The sequence below is a fragment of the Falsigemmobacter intermedius genome, from assembly GCF_004054105.1.
In the GTDB taxonomy this organism is placed as follows: Bacteria; Pseudomonadota; Alphaproteobacteria; order Rhodobacterales; family Rhodobacteraceae; genus Wagnerdoeblera; species Wagnerdoeblera intermedia.
Window position 1 is genome coordinate 126,859 of sequence record NZ_SBLC01000008.1, and the last position, 15,092, is coordinate 141,950.

14 protein-coding genes and 1 pseudogene are annotated in these 15,092 nt (G+C 62.4%); 3 read left to right on the forward strand and 12 right to left on the reverse strand.

Annotated features, from left to right (window positions below; genetic code table 11):
* The first annotated feature begins 31 nt into the window (after positions 1-31).
* Positions 32-1,033 (forward strand): NAD(P)H-quinone oxidoreductase, encoded by a 1,002-nt coding sequence (locus tag EP867_RS07725; protein WP_128487847.1) that lies wholly within the window; start codon positions 32-34, stop codon positions 1,031-1,033.
* A gap of 127 nt (positions 1,034-1,160) precedes the next feature.
* Here EP867_RS07725 and mnhG read toward each other — a convergent pair whose 3' ends face one another.
* From mnhG to EP867_RS07765, 8 genes are read right to left on the reverse strand one after another with little or no spacing between them, the layout of a single operon-like run.
* On the reverse strand, positions 1,161-1,451 hold the full coding sequence (mnhG, locus tag EP867_RS07730; RefSeq protein ID WP_128487849.1) for a monovalent cation/H(+) antiporter subunit G: 291 nt from the start codon (positions 1,449-1,451) through the stop codon (positions 1,161-1,163).
* Positions 1,444-1,743, reverse strand: coding sequence for a monovalent cation/H+ antiporter complex subunit F (locus tag EP867_RS07735; RefSeq protein ID WP_128487851.1), 300 nt, complete (start codon positions 1,741-1,743; stop codon positions 1,444-1,446). The genes mnhG and EP867_RS07735 overlap by 8 nt, the downstream gene beginning before the upstream one ends.
* The gene (locus EP867_RS07740) at positions 1,740-2,222 is read right to left on the reverse strand and encodes a Na+/H+ antiporter subunit E (protein WP_128487853.1); all 483 of its coding nucleotides are present in this window, start codon (positions 2,220-2,222) and stop codon (positions 1,740-1,742) included. The genes EP867_RS07735 and EP867_RS07740 overlap by 4 nt, the downstream gene beginning before the upstream one ends.
* Entirely contained in the window at positions 2,219-3,751 is a 1,533-nt protein-coding gene (locus EP867_RS07745) for a Na+/H+ antiporter subunit D (RefSeq protein WP_128487855.1), read from the reverse strand. The genes EP867_RS07740 and EP867_RS07745 overlap by 4 nt, the downstream gene beginning before the upstream one ends.
* The gene (locus tag EP867_RS07750; protein ID WP_128487857.1) at positions 3,748-4,110 is read right to left on the reverse strand and encodes an NADH-quinone oxidoreductase subunit K; all 363 of its coding nucleotides are present in this window, start codon (positions 4,108-4,110) and stop codon (positions 3,748-3,750) included. The genes EP867_RS07745 and EP867_RS07750 overlap by 4 nt, the downstream gene beginning before the upstream one ends.
* On the reverse strand, positions 4,107-4,511 hold the full coding sequence (locus EP867_RS07755) for an MnhB domain-containing protein (RefSeq protein ID WP_128487859.1): 405 nt from the start codon (positions 4,509-4,511) through the stop codon (positions 4,107-4,109). The genes EP867_RS07750 and EP867_RS07755 overlap by 4 nt, the downstream gene beginning before the upstream one ends.
* Position 4,512: 1 nt before the next feature.
* The gene (gene mbhE, locus EP867_RS07760) at positions 4,513-6,756 is read right to left on the reverse strand and encodes a hydrogen gas-evolving membrane-bound hydrogenase subunit E (RefSeq protein WP_241656855.1); all 2,244 of its coding nucleotides are present in this window, start codon (positions 6,754-6,756) and stop codon (positions 4,513-4,515) included.
* Positions 6,757-6,806: 50 nt separating this feature from the next.
* Positions 6,807-7,466, reverse strand: a complete 660-nt coding sequence (locus EP867_RS07765; protein WP_164888795.1) for a hypothetical protein — start codon at positions 7,464-7,466, stop codon at positions 6,807-6,809.
* A gap of 110 nt (positions 7,467-7,576) precedes the next feature.
* Between EP867_RS07765 and EP867_RS07770 the strand changes: the two genes are divergently transcribed.
* Positions 7,577-8,527, forward strand: a complete 951-nt coding sequence (locus EP867_RS07770) for a hydrogen peroxide-inducible genes activator (RefSeq protein WP_164888796.1) — start codon at positions 7,577-7,579, stop codon at positions 8,525-8,527.
* A 453-nt stretch (positions 8,528-8,980) separates the two neighbouring features.
* Here EP867_RS07770 and EP867_RS20205 read toward each other — a convergent pair.
* A pseudogene (locus EP867_RS20205) lies at positions 8,981-9,205 on the reverse strand (IS110 family transposase); the annotation flags it as partial.
* Between the two features lie 65 nt (positions 9,206-9,270).
* Between EP867_RS20205 and EP867_RS07780 the strand changes: the two are divergent.
* The gene (locus tag EP867_RS07780) at positions 9,271-10,809 is read left to right on the forward strand and encodes an IS3 family transposase (protein ID WP_128487865.1); all 1,539 of its coding nucleotides are present in this window, start codon (positions 9,271-9,273) and stop codon (positions 10,807-10,809) included.
* 53 nt (positions 10,810-10,862) lie between these two features.
* On the opposite strand, the gene gyrB is transcribed toward EP867_RS07780, so the two are convergent.
* The 3 genes from gyrB to recF form a co-directional block, all read right to left on the reverse strand.
* Positions 10,863-13,307, reverse strand: coding sequence for a DNA topoisomerase (ATP-hydrolyzing) subunit B (gyrB, locus tag EP867_RS07785; RefSeq protein WP_128487867.1), 2,445 nt, complete (start codon positions 13,305-13,307; stop codon positions 10,863-10,865).
* A gap of 91 nt (positions 13,308-13,398) precedes the next feature.
* The gene (locus EP867_RS07790) at positions 13,399-14,019 is read right to left on the reverse strand and encodes a LysE family translocator (RefSeq protein WP_128487869.1); all 621 of its coding nucleotides are present in this window, start codon (positions 14,017-14,019) and stop codon (positions 13,399-13,401) included.
* A gap of 15 nt (positions 14,020-14,034) precedes the next feature.
* Positions 14,035-15,075 carry a DNA replication/repair protein RecF gene (recF, locus tag EP867_RS07795; protein ID WP_128487871.1) on the reverse strand — a complete coding sequence of 347 codons (1,041 nt, stop codon included), beginning with the start codon at positions 15,073-15,075 and terminating at the stop codon, positions 14,035-14,037.
* Positions 15,076-15,092 lie beyond the last annotated feature (17 nt).

The window sequence follows — 15,092 nt, forward strand, 5'->3', positions numbered from 1 at the left end:
CCCTTCTCCTTTTCTCTGAACGGATAAAGTCATGCCTGTTCCTGCACAGATGCAAGTTGTTGAAATCACCCGGCCGGGCGGCCCTGACGTGTTGAAACCCGCGCTGCGCCCGGTGCCGCAACCTGCACCGGGGCAAATTCTGATCCGCCTTGACTGGGCCGGGGTGAACCGCCCCGAAGCGCTTCAGCGCGCAGGGGTCTATCCGCCGCCGCCCGGGGCCTCAGACCTGCCGGGTCTGGAAGGTGCGGGCGTTGTGGCCGCCGTCGGCGAGGGCGTGACCGCCTGGCAGCCCGGAGACCGGGTCACGGCTCTGCTGCCGGGGGGCGGCTATGCGGAATATGCGGTGACCGACGCCCGCCACGCCCTGCCGGTCCCCGAGGGGCTGTCCATGAAAGAGGCCGCGGCGCTGTGTGAGACGCTCTTCACCGTCTACAGCAATCTCTTTACCCGCGGCGGGCTGAAAGCCGGCGAGCGCGTGCTGATCCACGGGGGCTCGAGCGGCATTGGCACAACGGCAATCCGTCTCGCCGCCGCCGCCGGGGCGCAGGTCATCGTGACCGCAGGCTCGGCGCAGAAATGTCAGGCCTGCCTTGATCTTGGAGCTTCGGTGGCCATCAACTACCGCGAGGAAGACTTCGTTGCGCGCCTGCAGGCCGAAGGCGGGGTGGATCTGATCCTTGATATGGTCGGGGGCAGCTACCTGCCGCGCAACATCGACGCACTGGCTCCGGACGGACGCCTGGTGGTTATCGCCTTTCTGGAAGGCACGGTCGGTCAGCTTGATCTGCTGAAGATGATGCAAAAGCGTCTGACGATCACCGGCAGCACCCTGCGCCCGCAAAGCCCTGAGGCCAAAGCCGCCATCGCCGCTAACCTGCTGCGGGATGTCTGGCCGATGATCCGGGACGGACGCTTCCGCCCGGTGATGGACGAGGAGTTTCCGCTCGCCGAAGCCTGGCGCGCGCATGAGCGCATGGAAAGCTCAGTTCACATCGGAAAGATGGTGTTGAAGATTTCCGATACCGCCTCCTGAGGACTGAGAGAGGGGCCGGAAACCGGCGGTCTGATCCCGCAGGCTCCTGCCCCCTTAAGCGCGGTGCCGGTGGAGGGCGGACATAACCCGGACTGTTTCTGGGTCCGGGTTATGTCCGCATCTCCCCTCACAGTCCCTGCTTCCGGCGACGCCAAGCGGCGGCGCGGCCCAGGAGATGCGCACCGATCGGCGCGGTCAGAAAGATAAACAGAATGGCAAAGACTGCCCGTGTCGCAGCACTTACCGTGCCGATATCCACAGCCGCAGCGATCAGCGCCAGCGCCCCTGCAAAAGAGGCAACCTTAGAGGAGGCGTGCATGCGCGTCATAACGTCAGGAAAGCGAAGAACACCCACTGCGGCGATCAAAGCGAAAACCCCGGCGCTGACGGCAAAGAGGGCACTGATAAAGTCAGTCATCTGAATCACTCCGGCGGGCAAGGCGGATGGCATAGCGGGCAAGCGCAAGCACCGAGACAAAGCTCACCAGCGCCAGGGCCACCGCGATATCCAGGAAAGCCTCTGTGCGGGTTTTCACAGCATAGACCGCACAAAAACCGATGACGGCGGAGGTCATCATATCCAGCGCCACGACCCGGTCCGACAATGTCGGCCCCCGCCACAGCCGAATGAGGCCGAGCAGGATCGCGACACCGATCAGGATGAGGCTCAGATCAAGCGCCTGAGCGAAGAAAGTCTGATTGTCGGTCATCTGAACACCCTGCTGACGCGCTGCTCCATACCGCTGCGCAGATCCGCAATCACAGCCTCGGTATCTTCCGCATAGATGGAATGAATGATGAGGGCGTCTTTCTCTTTCGTCACATCCAGCGTCAGAGTGCCGGGCGTCAGCGTGATCAGATTGGACAGAATGAAGATCTCAAGATCACTTTTCGGACCGATGGGAAAGCGAAAGACGGCCGGTTTCAGCCTCGGGCGCGGAGAGATGCAGTCCCGCGCCACCATCAGGCAGGATTTCACCAGTTCCTTTACGAAATAGGCAAAAAGGACAAAAATCTGCGGCAGGATGCGAAAATAGGCCTCTTCCTGCGCACTGCCGGACAGTCTGCGCGCAAGCCAGAGAGCAACATAGCCAAAAAGATACCCGCCGATCAGATCCACCGGCGTGAAACTGTCCCACAGGGAGGCCCAGACCAGTGCCAGCAGGACGTTAAGGGCAAAGAAGGTCATAGCGCCTCCGGAGCAACAGGGGCGGCCTCGGGGCCCGCCGCATTGAACACAGCGTCAAGATAGGCATCAGGGGTCAGAAGCTGCTCCGCGGCGGTGGTGGCGAAATCCGCAAATGGCGCAGGCCAGATGCCGATCAGAACGGTCATGGCCGCCAGGGCAATCACCGGCCCCAGCAACAGCACCCGCGCCCGGGGAGAGAGCCGCGCGAGAGACGGCTCACGCCCGTCCGGGTGGGGTTTCCAGAACGCCTCAGCCCAGATCTTGGTCATCGAGAAGATGGTCAGAAGCCCCGTCAACAGCGCGATGAAGGCCACAAGCCACATCCCCGGCTCGAGCGCGGCTTTCACCAGAACGAATTTGGCCCAGAACCCGGAGAGGGGCGGAAAACCCGCAAGCGAGAAAGCGGGCACCAAAAACAGCACCGCCAGCAGCGGCGCGCTGCGGTAAAGGCCGCCGATGCGGTGAAGATCAGAACTGCCGGTCAGACGCTGCGAGATCCCGGCGATCAGAAAAAGGTTCGCCTTCACGATGATATGGTGAACCAGATAGAAAACCGCCCCCATCAGCGCCAGCGGCGTCATCAGGGCCAGACCCAGCACCATATAGCCGATCTGACTGATGATGTGGAACGACAGGATCTTGCGGAAATCGCTTTGCGCCGCCGCACCCAGCACGCCTGTCAGCATGGTCAGACAGGCCACCCACAGCAGGATTTCGTGAGTAAAGCCCTGATCTCCCACGAAAATCAGCGTGAAGACCCGCATCAGGGCATAGACGCCCACCTTGGTCAGTAGGCCCGCAAAGAGCGCCGAGACCGCATAATGCGGTGTGTGGTAAGAGGCCGGAAGCCAGAAGAACAGCGGGAAGACGGCGGCTTTCATCCCGAAGCCGATCATCAGCATCATCGCAATCAGCGTCATCAGCCCCTGATCAGGATGCGCCGCCACTGCCTGGCGAAGATCGGCCATATTCAGCGTGCCGGTCGCCCCGTAAAGAAGGCCCGCCGCACAGAGAAACAACACCGTCGCGATCAGGTTCAGCGTCACATATTTCACGGCTCCGTCAATCGCCTGCCTGCGCCCGCCCACAACCAGCAGCCCGAAGGAGGAGATCAGCAGAACCTCGAACCAGACGTAAAGGTTGAACAGATCACCGGTCAGGAAGGCCCCCGTGACGCCGCCGATCAGGGTTTGAAACAGCGTGTGCCAGCCGAAGCGCGAAGAGGTTTGCCCCACCTCTGCCATCGCCCAGACGGCGATGGCCAGGCTGATAATCGCGGTGATCAGCACCATAGCCGCCGAGAGATGGTCGCTGACAAGGGTGATGCCAAAGGGCGCAGCCCAGCCGCTCATCTGCGTGGCGACAACCCCGTGGCGCAGCACCGCGATCAGCAGAACCAGAGCCGCCAGCAGCGACGCGGCGCTGCCCAGGACAGAGATCCGGCCCGCGCCTTTGCGGTTGCGTAAAAGAAGGGTGGCTGCTGCGGTGATGAACGGCAGCAGGATCGGAAGCGACAGGATCCAGGTCATGCTTTGTCTTTCTCCGGCTCGGCCAGTCGCATGCGGTCGGCATCAAGATGGCCGAAAACGCGGTAGGCCTTCATGGTCAGCGCCAGCACAAAGGCAAAAAGCCCGAAGCCGATGACAATGGCCGTCAGAAGCAGGGCCTGGGGCAGCGCATTGGCCATGGCCGCCTCAGGCAGAGCGCCGCCCGCGCCCAGCAAAGGGGCGGCGCCAGGCGTCAGACGCCCTGCCGCGAAAATGGCAAGGTTGACCCCGTTCGACAGCAGCAAAAGCCCGAAAACAAACCGCAGCAGATTGGCTGAGAGCATCAGCCAGACCGCACATGCGACCAGAAGGCCTGTCAGGATCGCCGAAATCGTGATCATTTCAGAGTATCCTCCAGCGCGAAGACCAAGGTCAGAATGCCGCCAAAAACAGCCAGATAGACGCCGATATCAAACAGAAGGATATTGGACAGCTTCAGCCCTGCCACTTCGCCCCAAAGCCCGGAAAAGGGCTCGGTCCCGGCAAAGGCGGGCATCAGCCCGGCAATCAAGGCCGCCACCAGCCCCAGGGCTGCGATATTGCGCGGATCGGTTTTCAGGGCTTTGCGCGTCTCTGTTACCCCGCCGGCGAAGGCGTGGATGGTCAGACCACAGGCCGCAATCAGCCCGCCGATAAAACCGCCTCCCGGAGCATTATGTCCCCGCAGAAGGACGTAGAGAGAGAACACCATGAAAAGCGCGGTGAGCAGCCGGGCCCCGGTGGTGAGGATCAGAGAGTTCATGTCACTCACCCTCCCCGCGCGGGAGGCGGCGCTTCAGCAGCGCATAGGCCCCGATGGAGGCCAGCAGCACCACCGTCAGCTCGCCGAAAGTGTCAAAGGCGCGGAAGTCCACAAGAATGACGTTCACGATATTCAGCCCATGTGCCAGCAGATAGGAATTCTCCTCGAAGAAAGTCGTCAGGTTGCGGTCGAGCGGATGGGCCGCGATGGCGAGGATGGTCAGCGTCACGCTCAGGCCGACAGAGGCTGCGATGGCGCCGTGCAGCCATTGGCGGCGGGTAGAGCGCCGCTCGCGGATCCCCGGAAGGCGCAGCATCGCAATGCCGAAAAGAACGGCCGAAAGCGTCTCGACCATCAGCTGCGTGGTGGCCACATCCGGCGCGCCAAAGAGGATGAACACCAGCGCCACGCCGATACCCACGGTGCCGATCCCGGCAATATTGGCCAGGCGCGAATGCGGGTTCAGGGTGAAGACCGCTCCGCCCGCAATGGCGGCGGCGATGATCCACATGACCAGGGGGGCCGCCGGATCAAAGCCAAACTCCGGCAGCCGCAGCCAGATCGTTGCCAGCAAAACAGCCCCGACCACCGCAAAGGTTGCGGTCAGATAGTGCGACAGCTTTCCGGTCTGGATCAGATCAGCCTGCCAGCCGGCAAAGCCCCGAAAGCGCTCGAGGAGCCTGTCCCAGCCGCGGTCAAAGACCGGCAGGCGGATCAGAAAGGCCCCAAGGGTCAGGCGCAGTCTGCTGCGGTTGAGGTAAAACAGGGTCCCGAGCAGGAAGGTCAAAGCACTCAGCAAAAGCGGCAGATTGAACCCGCCCCAAAGATGCAGCCCCGCGGCTTTGCTTTGGGCAAGAGACCCGGTCACGGTCTGATCGATGAGCGGCTGCAGCATCGGGGCCGAGAGCCCTGCCAGCAGTCCCAAAGCCGCGAGGAGGAGGGGCCCCGCCAGCATCCGCCAGTCTGCTTCATGGGGCCTGTGGGGCATTTTGCGAACTGCGCCAAAGAACGGAGCCAGCGCCACAATCGCCGCAACAGCAAACATCAGCGCATTGGCAATCAGCACGCCGCCCGTGATCAGGGCCGAAGGGGACAGATCCTGCGCGCCCGCATAAAGCAGCTCCTTGCCGATCCAGCCAAGGAAGGGGGGCAGACCCGCCATGGAAAACGCGGCCAGTCCGGCGGCAAGGGCTGTGAGCGGCATTTTTCGCGCCAGCCCGCCCAGGCTCTCTGCGTCCCGGGTGCCCGTGCCGTGATCGATATTGCCCACGACCATAAACAGCGCGGCCTTGTAAAGCGAATGCACGATCAGAAAGGTGACGGCTGCCGTCAGCGCATAGGGCGTGCTGCCCGCCAGAAAGAGCGTGATCGTGCCCAGGGCCATCAGTGTCGTATAGGCAAGCGCCGTTTTCAGATCCGTCTGACGCATGGCGAGAACCGAGGCCATGACCGCCGTCAACAGGCCCGCACAGGTTAAACTCACCTCCCAGGCCGGGGTCCCTGAAAGGGTCGGATGCAGCCGCGCCAGGAGATAAATCCCCGCCTTTACCATGGTGGCCGAATGCAGATAGGCCGAAACCGGGGTGGGGGCGGACATGGCGTTCGGCAGCCAGAAGTGAAAGGGAAACTGAGCCGATTTCGTGAAAGCCCCCAGAAGGATCAGGATCAGAATGCCGCTGTAAAGCGGATGGGCCTGAAGCCCCTGCCCTGCCAGCAGTTCCGCCAGATCCCAGGTCCCGCCTGCGACACCGATCAGGATAAAGCCCGCCAGAAGCGCAAGCCCCCCGGCCCCGGTGACCAGCATGGCCTGCAGGGCATTGCGCCGTGCGCGCGGATCGTCATGGACAAAGCCGATCAGCAGATAAGAGGTGACGGAGGTGAGCTCCCAGAACACAAAGAGCGCGATCAGATCGGCCGCCAGCACCAGCCCCAGCATCGACAGCATGAAGAGGGTCAGGAACAGGAAGAAGCGCAGATAGTGCGGATGCCCGGCAAGGTAGCTGCTGGCATAAAGCAGCACAGATGCGCCGATCCCGCTGATCAGCAGGGCAAAGGTCAGGCTTAATCCATCGATCAGGAAGGAAAGCCGGATGCCGAGAGCCGGAAGCCAGTCCCAGGAAAACTGCACCGCCTCACCGGCGAGAACCACCGGCAAAGCCGGAAGCAGGGCCGCGAAGAGCAGGCCTGCGAACAGGGCTGGCAGAAGGGAGCAGATCCCCGGCCGTGAAGTCGTATCAGTGATCAAAGGGTACAGCCCGTCGTGTTTCAGGTCGTTTCATTTGGTTTCGGTCCTCCTCAGGGGAGGATCAGGAGGGGGCTCCTGCAGCCTGCGTGCAGATCAGGCAGCCACCGGGCGCTGCCGGGGATCCGCTGCGGCGGGGGGCTGATCAAAGTCAGAACGCCTGTCCGATCCGCCAGATAGCCGGCAAGGGCGCGGTGCGGGCTGCCCTCAAGATCAATCACCGCCTTGAGCTGCGGACGATCCTTCCTCAGGCGATCGACCCCTGCCCGCGCAACCTCCCGCTGGTGGTGCAGACGGGCGCGGATCTCTTCGTCGCGCGCCTTCACGCGGGTGGACCGCAGAATGTGCTTCTCAGGCAGATGCCAGATGTTCAGCAGCCTCAGCGGCAGTCTGAGGGAGGCCGCGATCACAGTCGCCTGATCAAGCAGCCGGCTTTGCAGCTTCTCCGGATCGTCACTGACCAGCGAAACCGCAATCTCAGAGACAGAGCCCGCGTCGCTCTGCGGCATCAGAAGGACAGCCCTGCGGCCCTCACCGGAGTGCGCATCGAAGCTTCGCCGCCATTCACGGGCCCCGGATGGGTCGCCCCCCCGGGCCGCGGCCATCACCCCAAGGGTCCGGCCGCTCTCCAGCGCAGCTTCGATGCGCTGAGAGAGGTCCCGCAAAGGGATGCCAACAGCGGAAGGGATTGCAGTCGCTTCAGAATATTTCAATGCCGCCCTCCCAGATCCCGATCTTTACGCCGGGAATTTCACAGAATGACTTGCAATGGAAATCGATTTTCCCGCATGTTTTAATAGTTATACTCTATAAGGCCTGCGAAATGCCCTCGTTACAGCAGCTTAAATATCTTGTGGCCCTGGCCGATTCTCTGAGCTTCAGCCGCGCTGCGGCGATGACGCATGTGTCTCAGCCAACGCTGAGCATGCAGATCAAAGACCTTGAGCGGCGCCTGAACGTTGTGCTGTTTGAACGATCGCGCTCACGCGTGGCCCTGACCCCTCTGGGGCAGGAGGTCGCCCGCAAAGCGCGCGGCATCCTGGCCGAAGTTTCGGATATTCATGCCCTGGCAAGAACCCAGGGGAAGGGGCCAGGCGGCACGCTGCGGGTGGGTGTGGTGCACACGGTCGGCGCATATCTTCTGCCGCTGGTGATCCCCGCATTGAGCGAGACCTTCCCGGATATGCGGTTCTATATCCGCGAGGAGCTGCCGAATGTGTTGCTGACGCATCTGGACGCCGCGCGCCATGACATCGTCCTGTCGCCGATGCCGATCGTTCGGACGGATCTGCAGACCATTCCTCTCTATGAGGAACCGCTGATGGTCGTGATGCCGCGCGACCATCCCCTGGCAGCGCGAGAGGCACTTGAGCGTAAAGATCTGAAAGGCGAGACGATCCTGACGATGGAGCGCGGGCACCGTCTGGCCGAACAGGTCAGCGATCTTTGCGAAGAGGTCGGCGCCTCGCTCTCTTATGATTATGAGGGGACGAGCCTCGATACGATCCGGCAGATGGTTGCCATGGGGATGGGGATTTCGATCATGCCAGCGCTCTATGTCCGCTCTGAGGTGCAACGCGAACAACTGGTCATTGCCCGCCCGTTCAGGGGCATTGCCCCCTCCAGGATCATCGGCCTGAGTTACCGGGCCGGTAACCCACGAGTTGCGACAATCCAAAAGGTCGCCGAGGCCATGCGCGGTCTGCTGGATCGGACCATTACGGAAGTCTCGGTCCCAGGCCTTCCCATCACAGGAAAATCCGGACGCTCCTGAGCCCGCCACCGGCCTCAGGGACGACCGGCCAGTCCCGAACGCGCTGCCCGCCCTGCAGGTTCCATCAGGAAAATCCGGCAGGTTGAAAGCCCGGCATGACGACGCCCGCACCAGCCCGCTACCGCAGTGAGAGCAGCAGCCTTCTGAAGCACAGACCCGAACCTCAGACCTGCGTCTGACCTCGTCTGTATTGACCCATGTGTGGATGCCCGTCTGAGATCAAGGATTGTTTTGGCGTTCGGCAAAGGTAATCGGTGCGGTCATGTGTCAGGCCTGTATTGCGGTTCTGACATCTGACCGCTGGCCGTTATGGTCATACGCGGATTGGCTGCTCACTGATCCGGGCTCATGGCCCTTGGGTCGTTACGGCTTGGTCCAATCCCGATGTGTCGATCGTCTCGCCTTACGCTTTGGCACTCCTTACGCTCACCGGTGCTCCCTGCAGGTCGGTTCTTATCCGGCCGCAGGAACCCTGTAATCTTCTTCTCTGCGCATCATGGCCCAGATCCCCCGCGCCATTTTGTTGGCGAGGGCAATGGCGACCAACATCCTGGGCTTGCGGGCCAGCATCATAGCCAGCCAGCTGTCAGGGCACGGAGGCTTGCGCACGGCCCAACGGACGACAGCGATGGCTCCGATGGTCAAAAGCCGGCGGATATCCTGCTGGCCCATTGATGATTACCGCGGAGAACTGACCCTTGGGGGGGTGCGGACGAAAAGTTGGACTATCGAGGAGATAGTTCATGTATAGCTATGAAGAGCGGATGAGGGCCGTGGCCCTTTACATCAAGCTTGGCAAACGACCTCGCGCAGCCATCCGCGAGCTGGGTTATCCAAGCCGGAATGCGCTGAAGGGCTGGTATCTCGAATACGAGCGGCAGAAGGATTTACCCGCGCGCTCAGCGCGACGGCTGCCAAAGTTCTCAGAAGCTCAGAAGCAGGCTGCGCTGGCACATTACGCCAGCCACGGCCGCTGCGTTTCCTGGACAATGCGGGCCCTGGGGTATCCCGGCCGCGCCATGTTGACGGCTTGGGTGCGGGAGGCATTTCCGGAGGTCAGGTCGGTTTCCTCCCGGGCCCGTGGTCCGGGCGAGCACTCGGAAGAGGTAAAGAAGGCTGCCGTAGTCCGCCTGTATTGCCGCTCAGAAAGTGCGGCAGCTTTGGCGAAAAAGGTCGGAGTGAGCCGGGAAATTCTTTATGCGTGGAAGAACCAGCTTCTTGGCGCGGAGGCTCCAGCCATGATGAAACGCAAGATAAAGCTCCCCCTGGATCCTGAGATCGCCGATCTGGAACGGCAGCGTGAGGCATTGCAGCGCTCTATCCATGAACTCCGGATCGAGCATGACTTGCTCAAGACTGCGAGCGATCTGATAAAAAAGGATCCTGGCGGCGACCTGCAGGACCTGAGCAATCGGGAAAAGACCCAGATGATCGTCGCCCTCAGAAGCAAACATAAGCGGCCGGAATTGCTGACGCGCCTGAAGTTGGCGCGGAGTTCATACTTTTATCATCGCACCCGTATCTCACTGGAAGATAAATATCTTCCGGTTCGTCAGGCTATGAAAGATGCCTTTGAAAGCAATCACAGCTGTTATGGCTATCGCCGGCTGAAAGCATCCATGGAGCGCCGATCTGTTACGATATCCGAGAAGGTCGTAAGGCGCTTGATGAAGCAGGAAGCCTTGGTCGTCCCCCGGCCACGGCGGCGGCGATACAGCTCGTACCTGGGGGAGATCAGTCCAGCTCCCGAGAACCTTCTCAACCGCGACTTTCAGGCTGATGCGCCAAATGAGAAGTGGCTGACCGACATTACGGAGTTCCGGATCCGGGCCGGAAAAGTATATCTGTCTCCAATCATCGACTGCTTCGATGGCATGGTCATCAGCTGGGCCATCGGGACCAAACCAGACGCCGATCTGGCCAACACCATGCTCGATGCCGCGCTGGAGACGATCGAAGGGCGCGGAGCACGACCCATCATCCACAGCGATCGTGGCGGCCATTATCGCTGGCAGGGCTGGCTGGACCGTGTGAATACGGCCCGGCTCACACGGCCCATGTCACGCAAAGCGAGTTCGCAGGATAATGCGGCGTGCGAGGGCTTCTTTGGCCGCCTCAAAACCGAGTTCTTCTATCCACGCGACTGGAGGGCCTTCTCAGTGGAGCAATTCATAGACGCAGTGGATGGTTATATCCGCTGGTATCACGAAACGCGGATCAAGATGTCACTGGGTGGCCGAAGCCCGATCGAATACCGTGAAAGCCTCGGCCTTGCGACGTAAAAACAGTCCAAGTTTTTGTCCGCATCCCCCATTATGCGCAGTCCTACACCCCGTCAGAAGTCCAGGTTTTCCACCGACAGCGCGTTTTGCTGAATGAACTCGCGGCGCGGCTCCACCACATCGCCCATCAGCTTGGTAAAGACGTCGTCGGCATCCGCCAGATCTTCGACCTTCACCTGCAGCAGGGTGCGGGCTTCGGGGTCCAGAGTGGTTTCCCAAAGCTGTTCCGGATTCATCTCGCCCAGCCCCTTATACCGCTGCAGCGACAGGCCTTTTTCGCCTTCCGACAGGATCGCTTTCATCAGCGCAACCGGGCCCGAGACCGGGACTTCGCGGTCTTTGCGCACGAGGCGGCTGCCGTGCGAATAGATATCACGGGTGCCGGCAGAAACCTGGGCCAGACGTCGCGCCTCGCCTGAGCGCAGGACTGCGCCATCCAGCGTGCGGATCTCTTCGACGCCGCGCAGCACGCGGGCCAGACGGATGCCGTGATCCTGGGTGATACGACCCTGCCAGCCACGCTCATATTCGCTGGCGACCTGGTCGAGGCGCTCCGCCACGCGGTTCGCGATATCCTGCAGATCGCCCTGCCCGGCCTCAAAGGCTCCGGCAAGGGCCGCCTGCTCAAGGATGGCGCGCGGGTAATGCGTCGGGAAAGCATCAAGAATGCGGCGGAACTGACGCGCGCCTTCAATCACCCGCATCAGATCGGCCCCGGCGATCTCTTCCCCCGAGGCAAGCTTCAGCACCGCCCCTTCGACCCCCATCGAGATCAGGTAATCATCCAGCGCTGCCTGATCTTTCAGGTAAACCTCAGACTTACCGCGCGAGACTTTGTAAAGCGGCGGCTGGGCGATGTAGAGATAGCCCCCCTCCACCAGCTCCGGCATCTGACGGAAGAAGAAGGTCAGCAGCAGCGTGCGGATATGCGCGCCGTCCACGTCTGCGTCGGTCATAATGACCACTTTGTGGTAGCGCAGCTTCTTGATGTCGAATTCATCCCGGCCGATGCCGGTGCCAAGCGCCGTAATCAGCGTGCCGATATCGGGCGAGGCCAGCATGCGGTCAAAGCGTGCCCGCTCGACGTTCAGGATCTTACCTCGCAGCGGCAGCACGGCCTGGTTGGCACGCGAACGCCCCTGTTTGGCCGAACCGCCTGCCGAATCCCCCTCGACGAGGAAGACTTCGGATTTCGCCGGATCACGTTCCTGACAATCCGCCAGTTTGCCCGGAAGCGAGGCGATATCGAGCGGCGATTTGCGCCGCGTCAGCTCCCGCGCTTTGCGGGCCGCTTCGCGCGCCAGCGCCGCCTCAATGATCTTGCCGACGATGATCTTGGCCTGGGCCGGGTTCTCTTCAAACCACTCGGCCAGTTTTTCGTTCACCAGGTTCTCGACCGCCGGACGCACCTCTGAGGAGACGAGCTTGTCCTTGGTCTGGCTTGAGAACTTCGGGTCCGGCACCTTGACCGAGAGCACGCAGGTCAGACCTTCACGGGCATCATCGCCGGTGAAGTCGATCTTCTCGCGCTTGGCGATACCGCTCGACTGGGCGTAGTTGTTGATCGTCCGGGTCAGCGCACCGCGGAAGCCCGCAAGGTGGGTGCCGCCGTCGCGCTGCGGGATATTGTTGGTAAAGGGCAGCACCATTTCATTGTAGCTGTCGTTCCACCACATCGCCACTTCAACGCCGATGTCGTTCTTCTCGCCAACGATATAGATCGGCTCTGCCATGACCGAAGTCTTGGAGCGATCGAGATATTTGACGAATTCCTTGACGCCGCCGTCATAATAAAGCTCGGTCTCCAGCGGTTCGGCCGGACGCTCATCACGAATGATGATCCGCACGCCGGAATTCAGGAAGGCAAGCTCCCGCAGGCGGTTCTCCAGCGTTTTGAAGCTGTAGTCGAGATTCGAGAAAGTGCCTTCCGGATGAACCGTCTTCGACGAGGCCATGAAGCGCACTTCGGTGCCGCGCTCCCCCGGGGCCGGACCCACGGGGTGCACATGCACGGTGCATTCGCCATGCTCAAACCGGGCATGATATTCGGTATCATCGCGCCAGATCCGCAGTTCCAGCCAGTCCGACAGCGCGTTCACCACCGAGACGCCCACGCCGTGCAGACCGCCCGAGACCTTATAAGCGTTGCCGCCGTCATCGGTATTGTTGAATTTGCCGCCCGCATGCAGCTGGGTCATGATAACCTCTGCCGCCGAGACACCCTCTTCGGGGTGAATACCGACCGGAATACCCCGACCGTTATCGCGGACGGAGACCGAACTGTCGGCGTGGATCGTCACATTTACCGAGGTCGCATGGCCTGCCAGAGCTTCGTCGATCCCGTTATCGACAACCTCATAGACCATATGGTGCAGACCCGAGCCGTCATCGGTGTCACCGATATACATGCCAGGGCGTTTGCGGACTGCCTCCAACCCTTTGAGAACCTTGATCGAATCGGCGCCATATTCACTGGCTTTCCGTTGCTCTTCGGCCATGCCTGCATACCCTTTATTTTTCCCCTGATTTATAGCCTTCCGGGGCGGGAATGTCACGCGTCAGACCGGTCTTTTCGCGGAAATCCCCCCTTCACACAAAGGGAATGGCCAGCCCCACAAGGATCAGCAGGGCACCGGAGCCCTGGTTGAGCCGCCTCCGCGCCCGATCGCTTTGCAAAAGCGCCCGCGCCTTCTCCAGCCCGAAGATCAAAAGCAGATTGCCGATCATCGGGACGGCCGCGGCGACGGCCAGGATCGCCACAATATCCGCAGCGCTCAGCGCGCCCAGATCGAAGAACCCCGGCAGAAAGCCCATGTAGAAAAGGATCGCCTTGGGATTGCCGATCACCGCCGCCAGCCCGACGGCCAGCCCCGGCCAGAAGCCCGGCCGCGTCAGCCGGCTGTCACGGCCCGGCGCCGGCGCCGCCGCGCGCAGCAGCAAAACCCCCATGACCAGAAAGACCAAAGCCGCCAGCCAGCGCAGCACCACCAGCAGATCGCCATAAAGCGACAACACCCAGGCCATACCCAGAAGGGCCAGCAGAACCCAGCCCAGATCGCCGATCGCCACCCCCAGCGCCAGCGGGATCGCCCCCCGAAACCCGCCCGAGAGCGCGCGCGCCACCAGCGCCACCCAGACCGGCCCGGGCACCGCCCAAAGCCCGGCCATGGCCAGGGCAAAAAAAACCAGTTGCTGCAGCGAAATGCTCATCCTGCCCCCGGTGCCTCAAATCACCGCACCACTGGCGTCCAGACGCAGCCCCTGCGCCCGTCCGCCCAGACTGTCAAAGAGCGCATCTTCCGTTCCCGTCAGAAAAGCCTGGGTTCCCGAGGCGCTCAGCGCATCATAAAGCGCCTCCCGCCGGCCCGGGTCCAGATGCGCCGCCACCTCATCCAGCAAAAGCACCGGCGCCCGGCCCCGCAGCTCTGCAACCGCCCGCGCATTGGCCAGCACCAGCCCGATCAGCAGCAGTTTCTGCTCACCGGTTGAGCACATGGCAGCCGGCATATCCTTCGCCCGCCAGCGCGCCAGCAGATCCGCGCGATGCGGCCCCGAAAGCGTGCGCCCGGCCGCCAGATCGCGCCCGCGCCCGGCCGCCAGCGCCGCCGCCAGATCTTCGGTCCCCGCCCCCGGATCCAGGCTCAGATCCGCCGCCGGAAAAGCGCCCTCAACCTGAGCCGCCGCCAGCCGCGCCACGGTGGCACTGCGACCGGCATGAACCCGCGCGCCCGCCTCCGCCATCCGCGCCTCAATCACCCCATACCAGCCGGGATCCTTCACCCCGTCGCGCAGCAGCCGGTTGCGCTCCCGCATCGCCCGCTCATAGGCCAGCGAGGCCGGCGCATGCTCCGGCTCAAAGGCCAGCGTCAGGCGGTCCAGAAACCGCCGCCGCCCCTCCGGCGCCTCAATCCACAGCCGGTCCATCGCCGGCACCAGCCAGACCATCGGCACCAGGGCCCCCAGCGCGCTCTGCGGGGCCGCCTTGCCATCCAGCCGCACCAGCCGCCCCGCGCCCTCCCCCCAGGTCTCCACCTCATGACCGTCAAGTTCAGCCGCCACTTTCCAGCCGCCCGCGCCTCCGCGCTGCGCAATCTCCGCAGACAGGGCACCGCGCAGCCCGCGGCCCGGCGAGAGCAGCGAAATCGCTTCCAGAATATTGGTTTTTCCGGCCCCGTTCGGGCCCCGGATGGCCACCGGACGACCATCAAACTCCAGCCGCAATGCGCGGTGGCTGCGAAACATCGCAAGGCGCAGCGAATTCAGCATGGCCGCTCAGCTCCGCG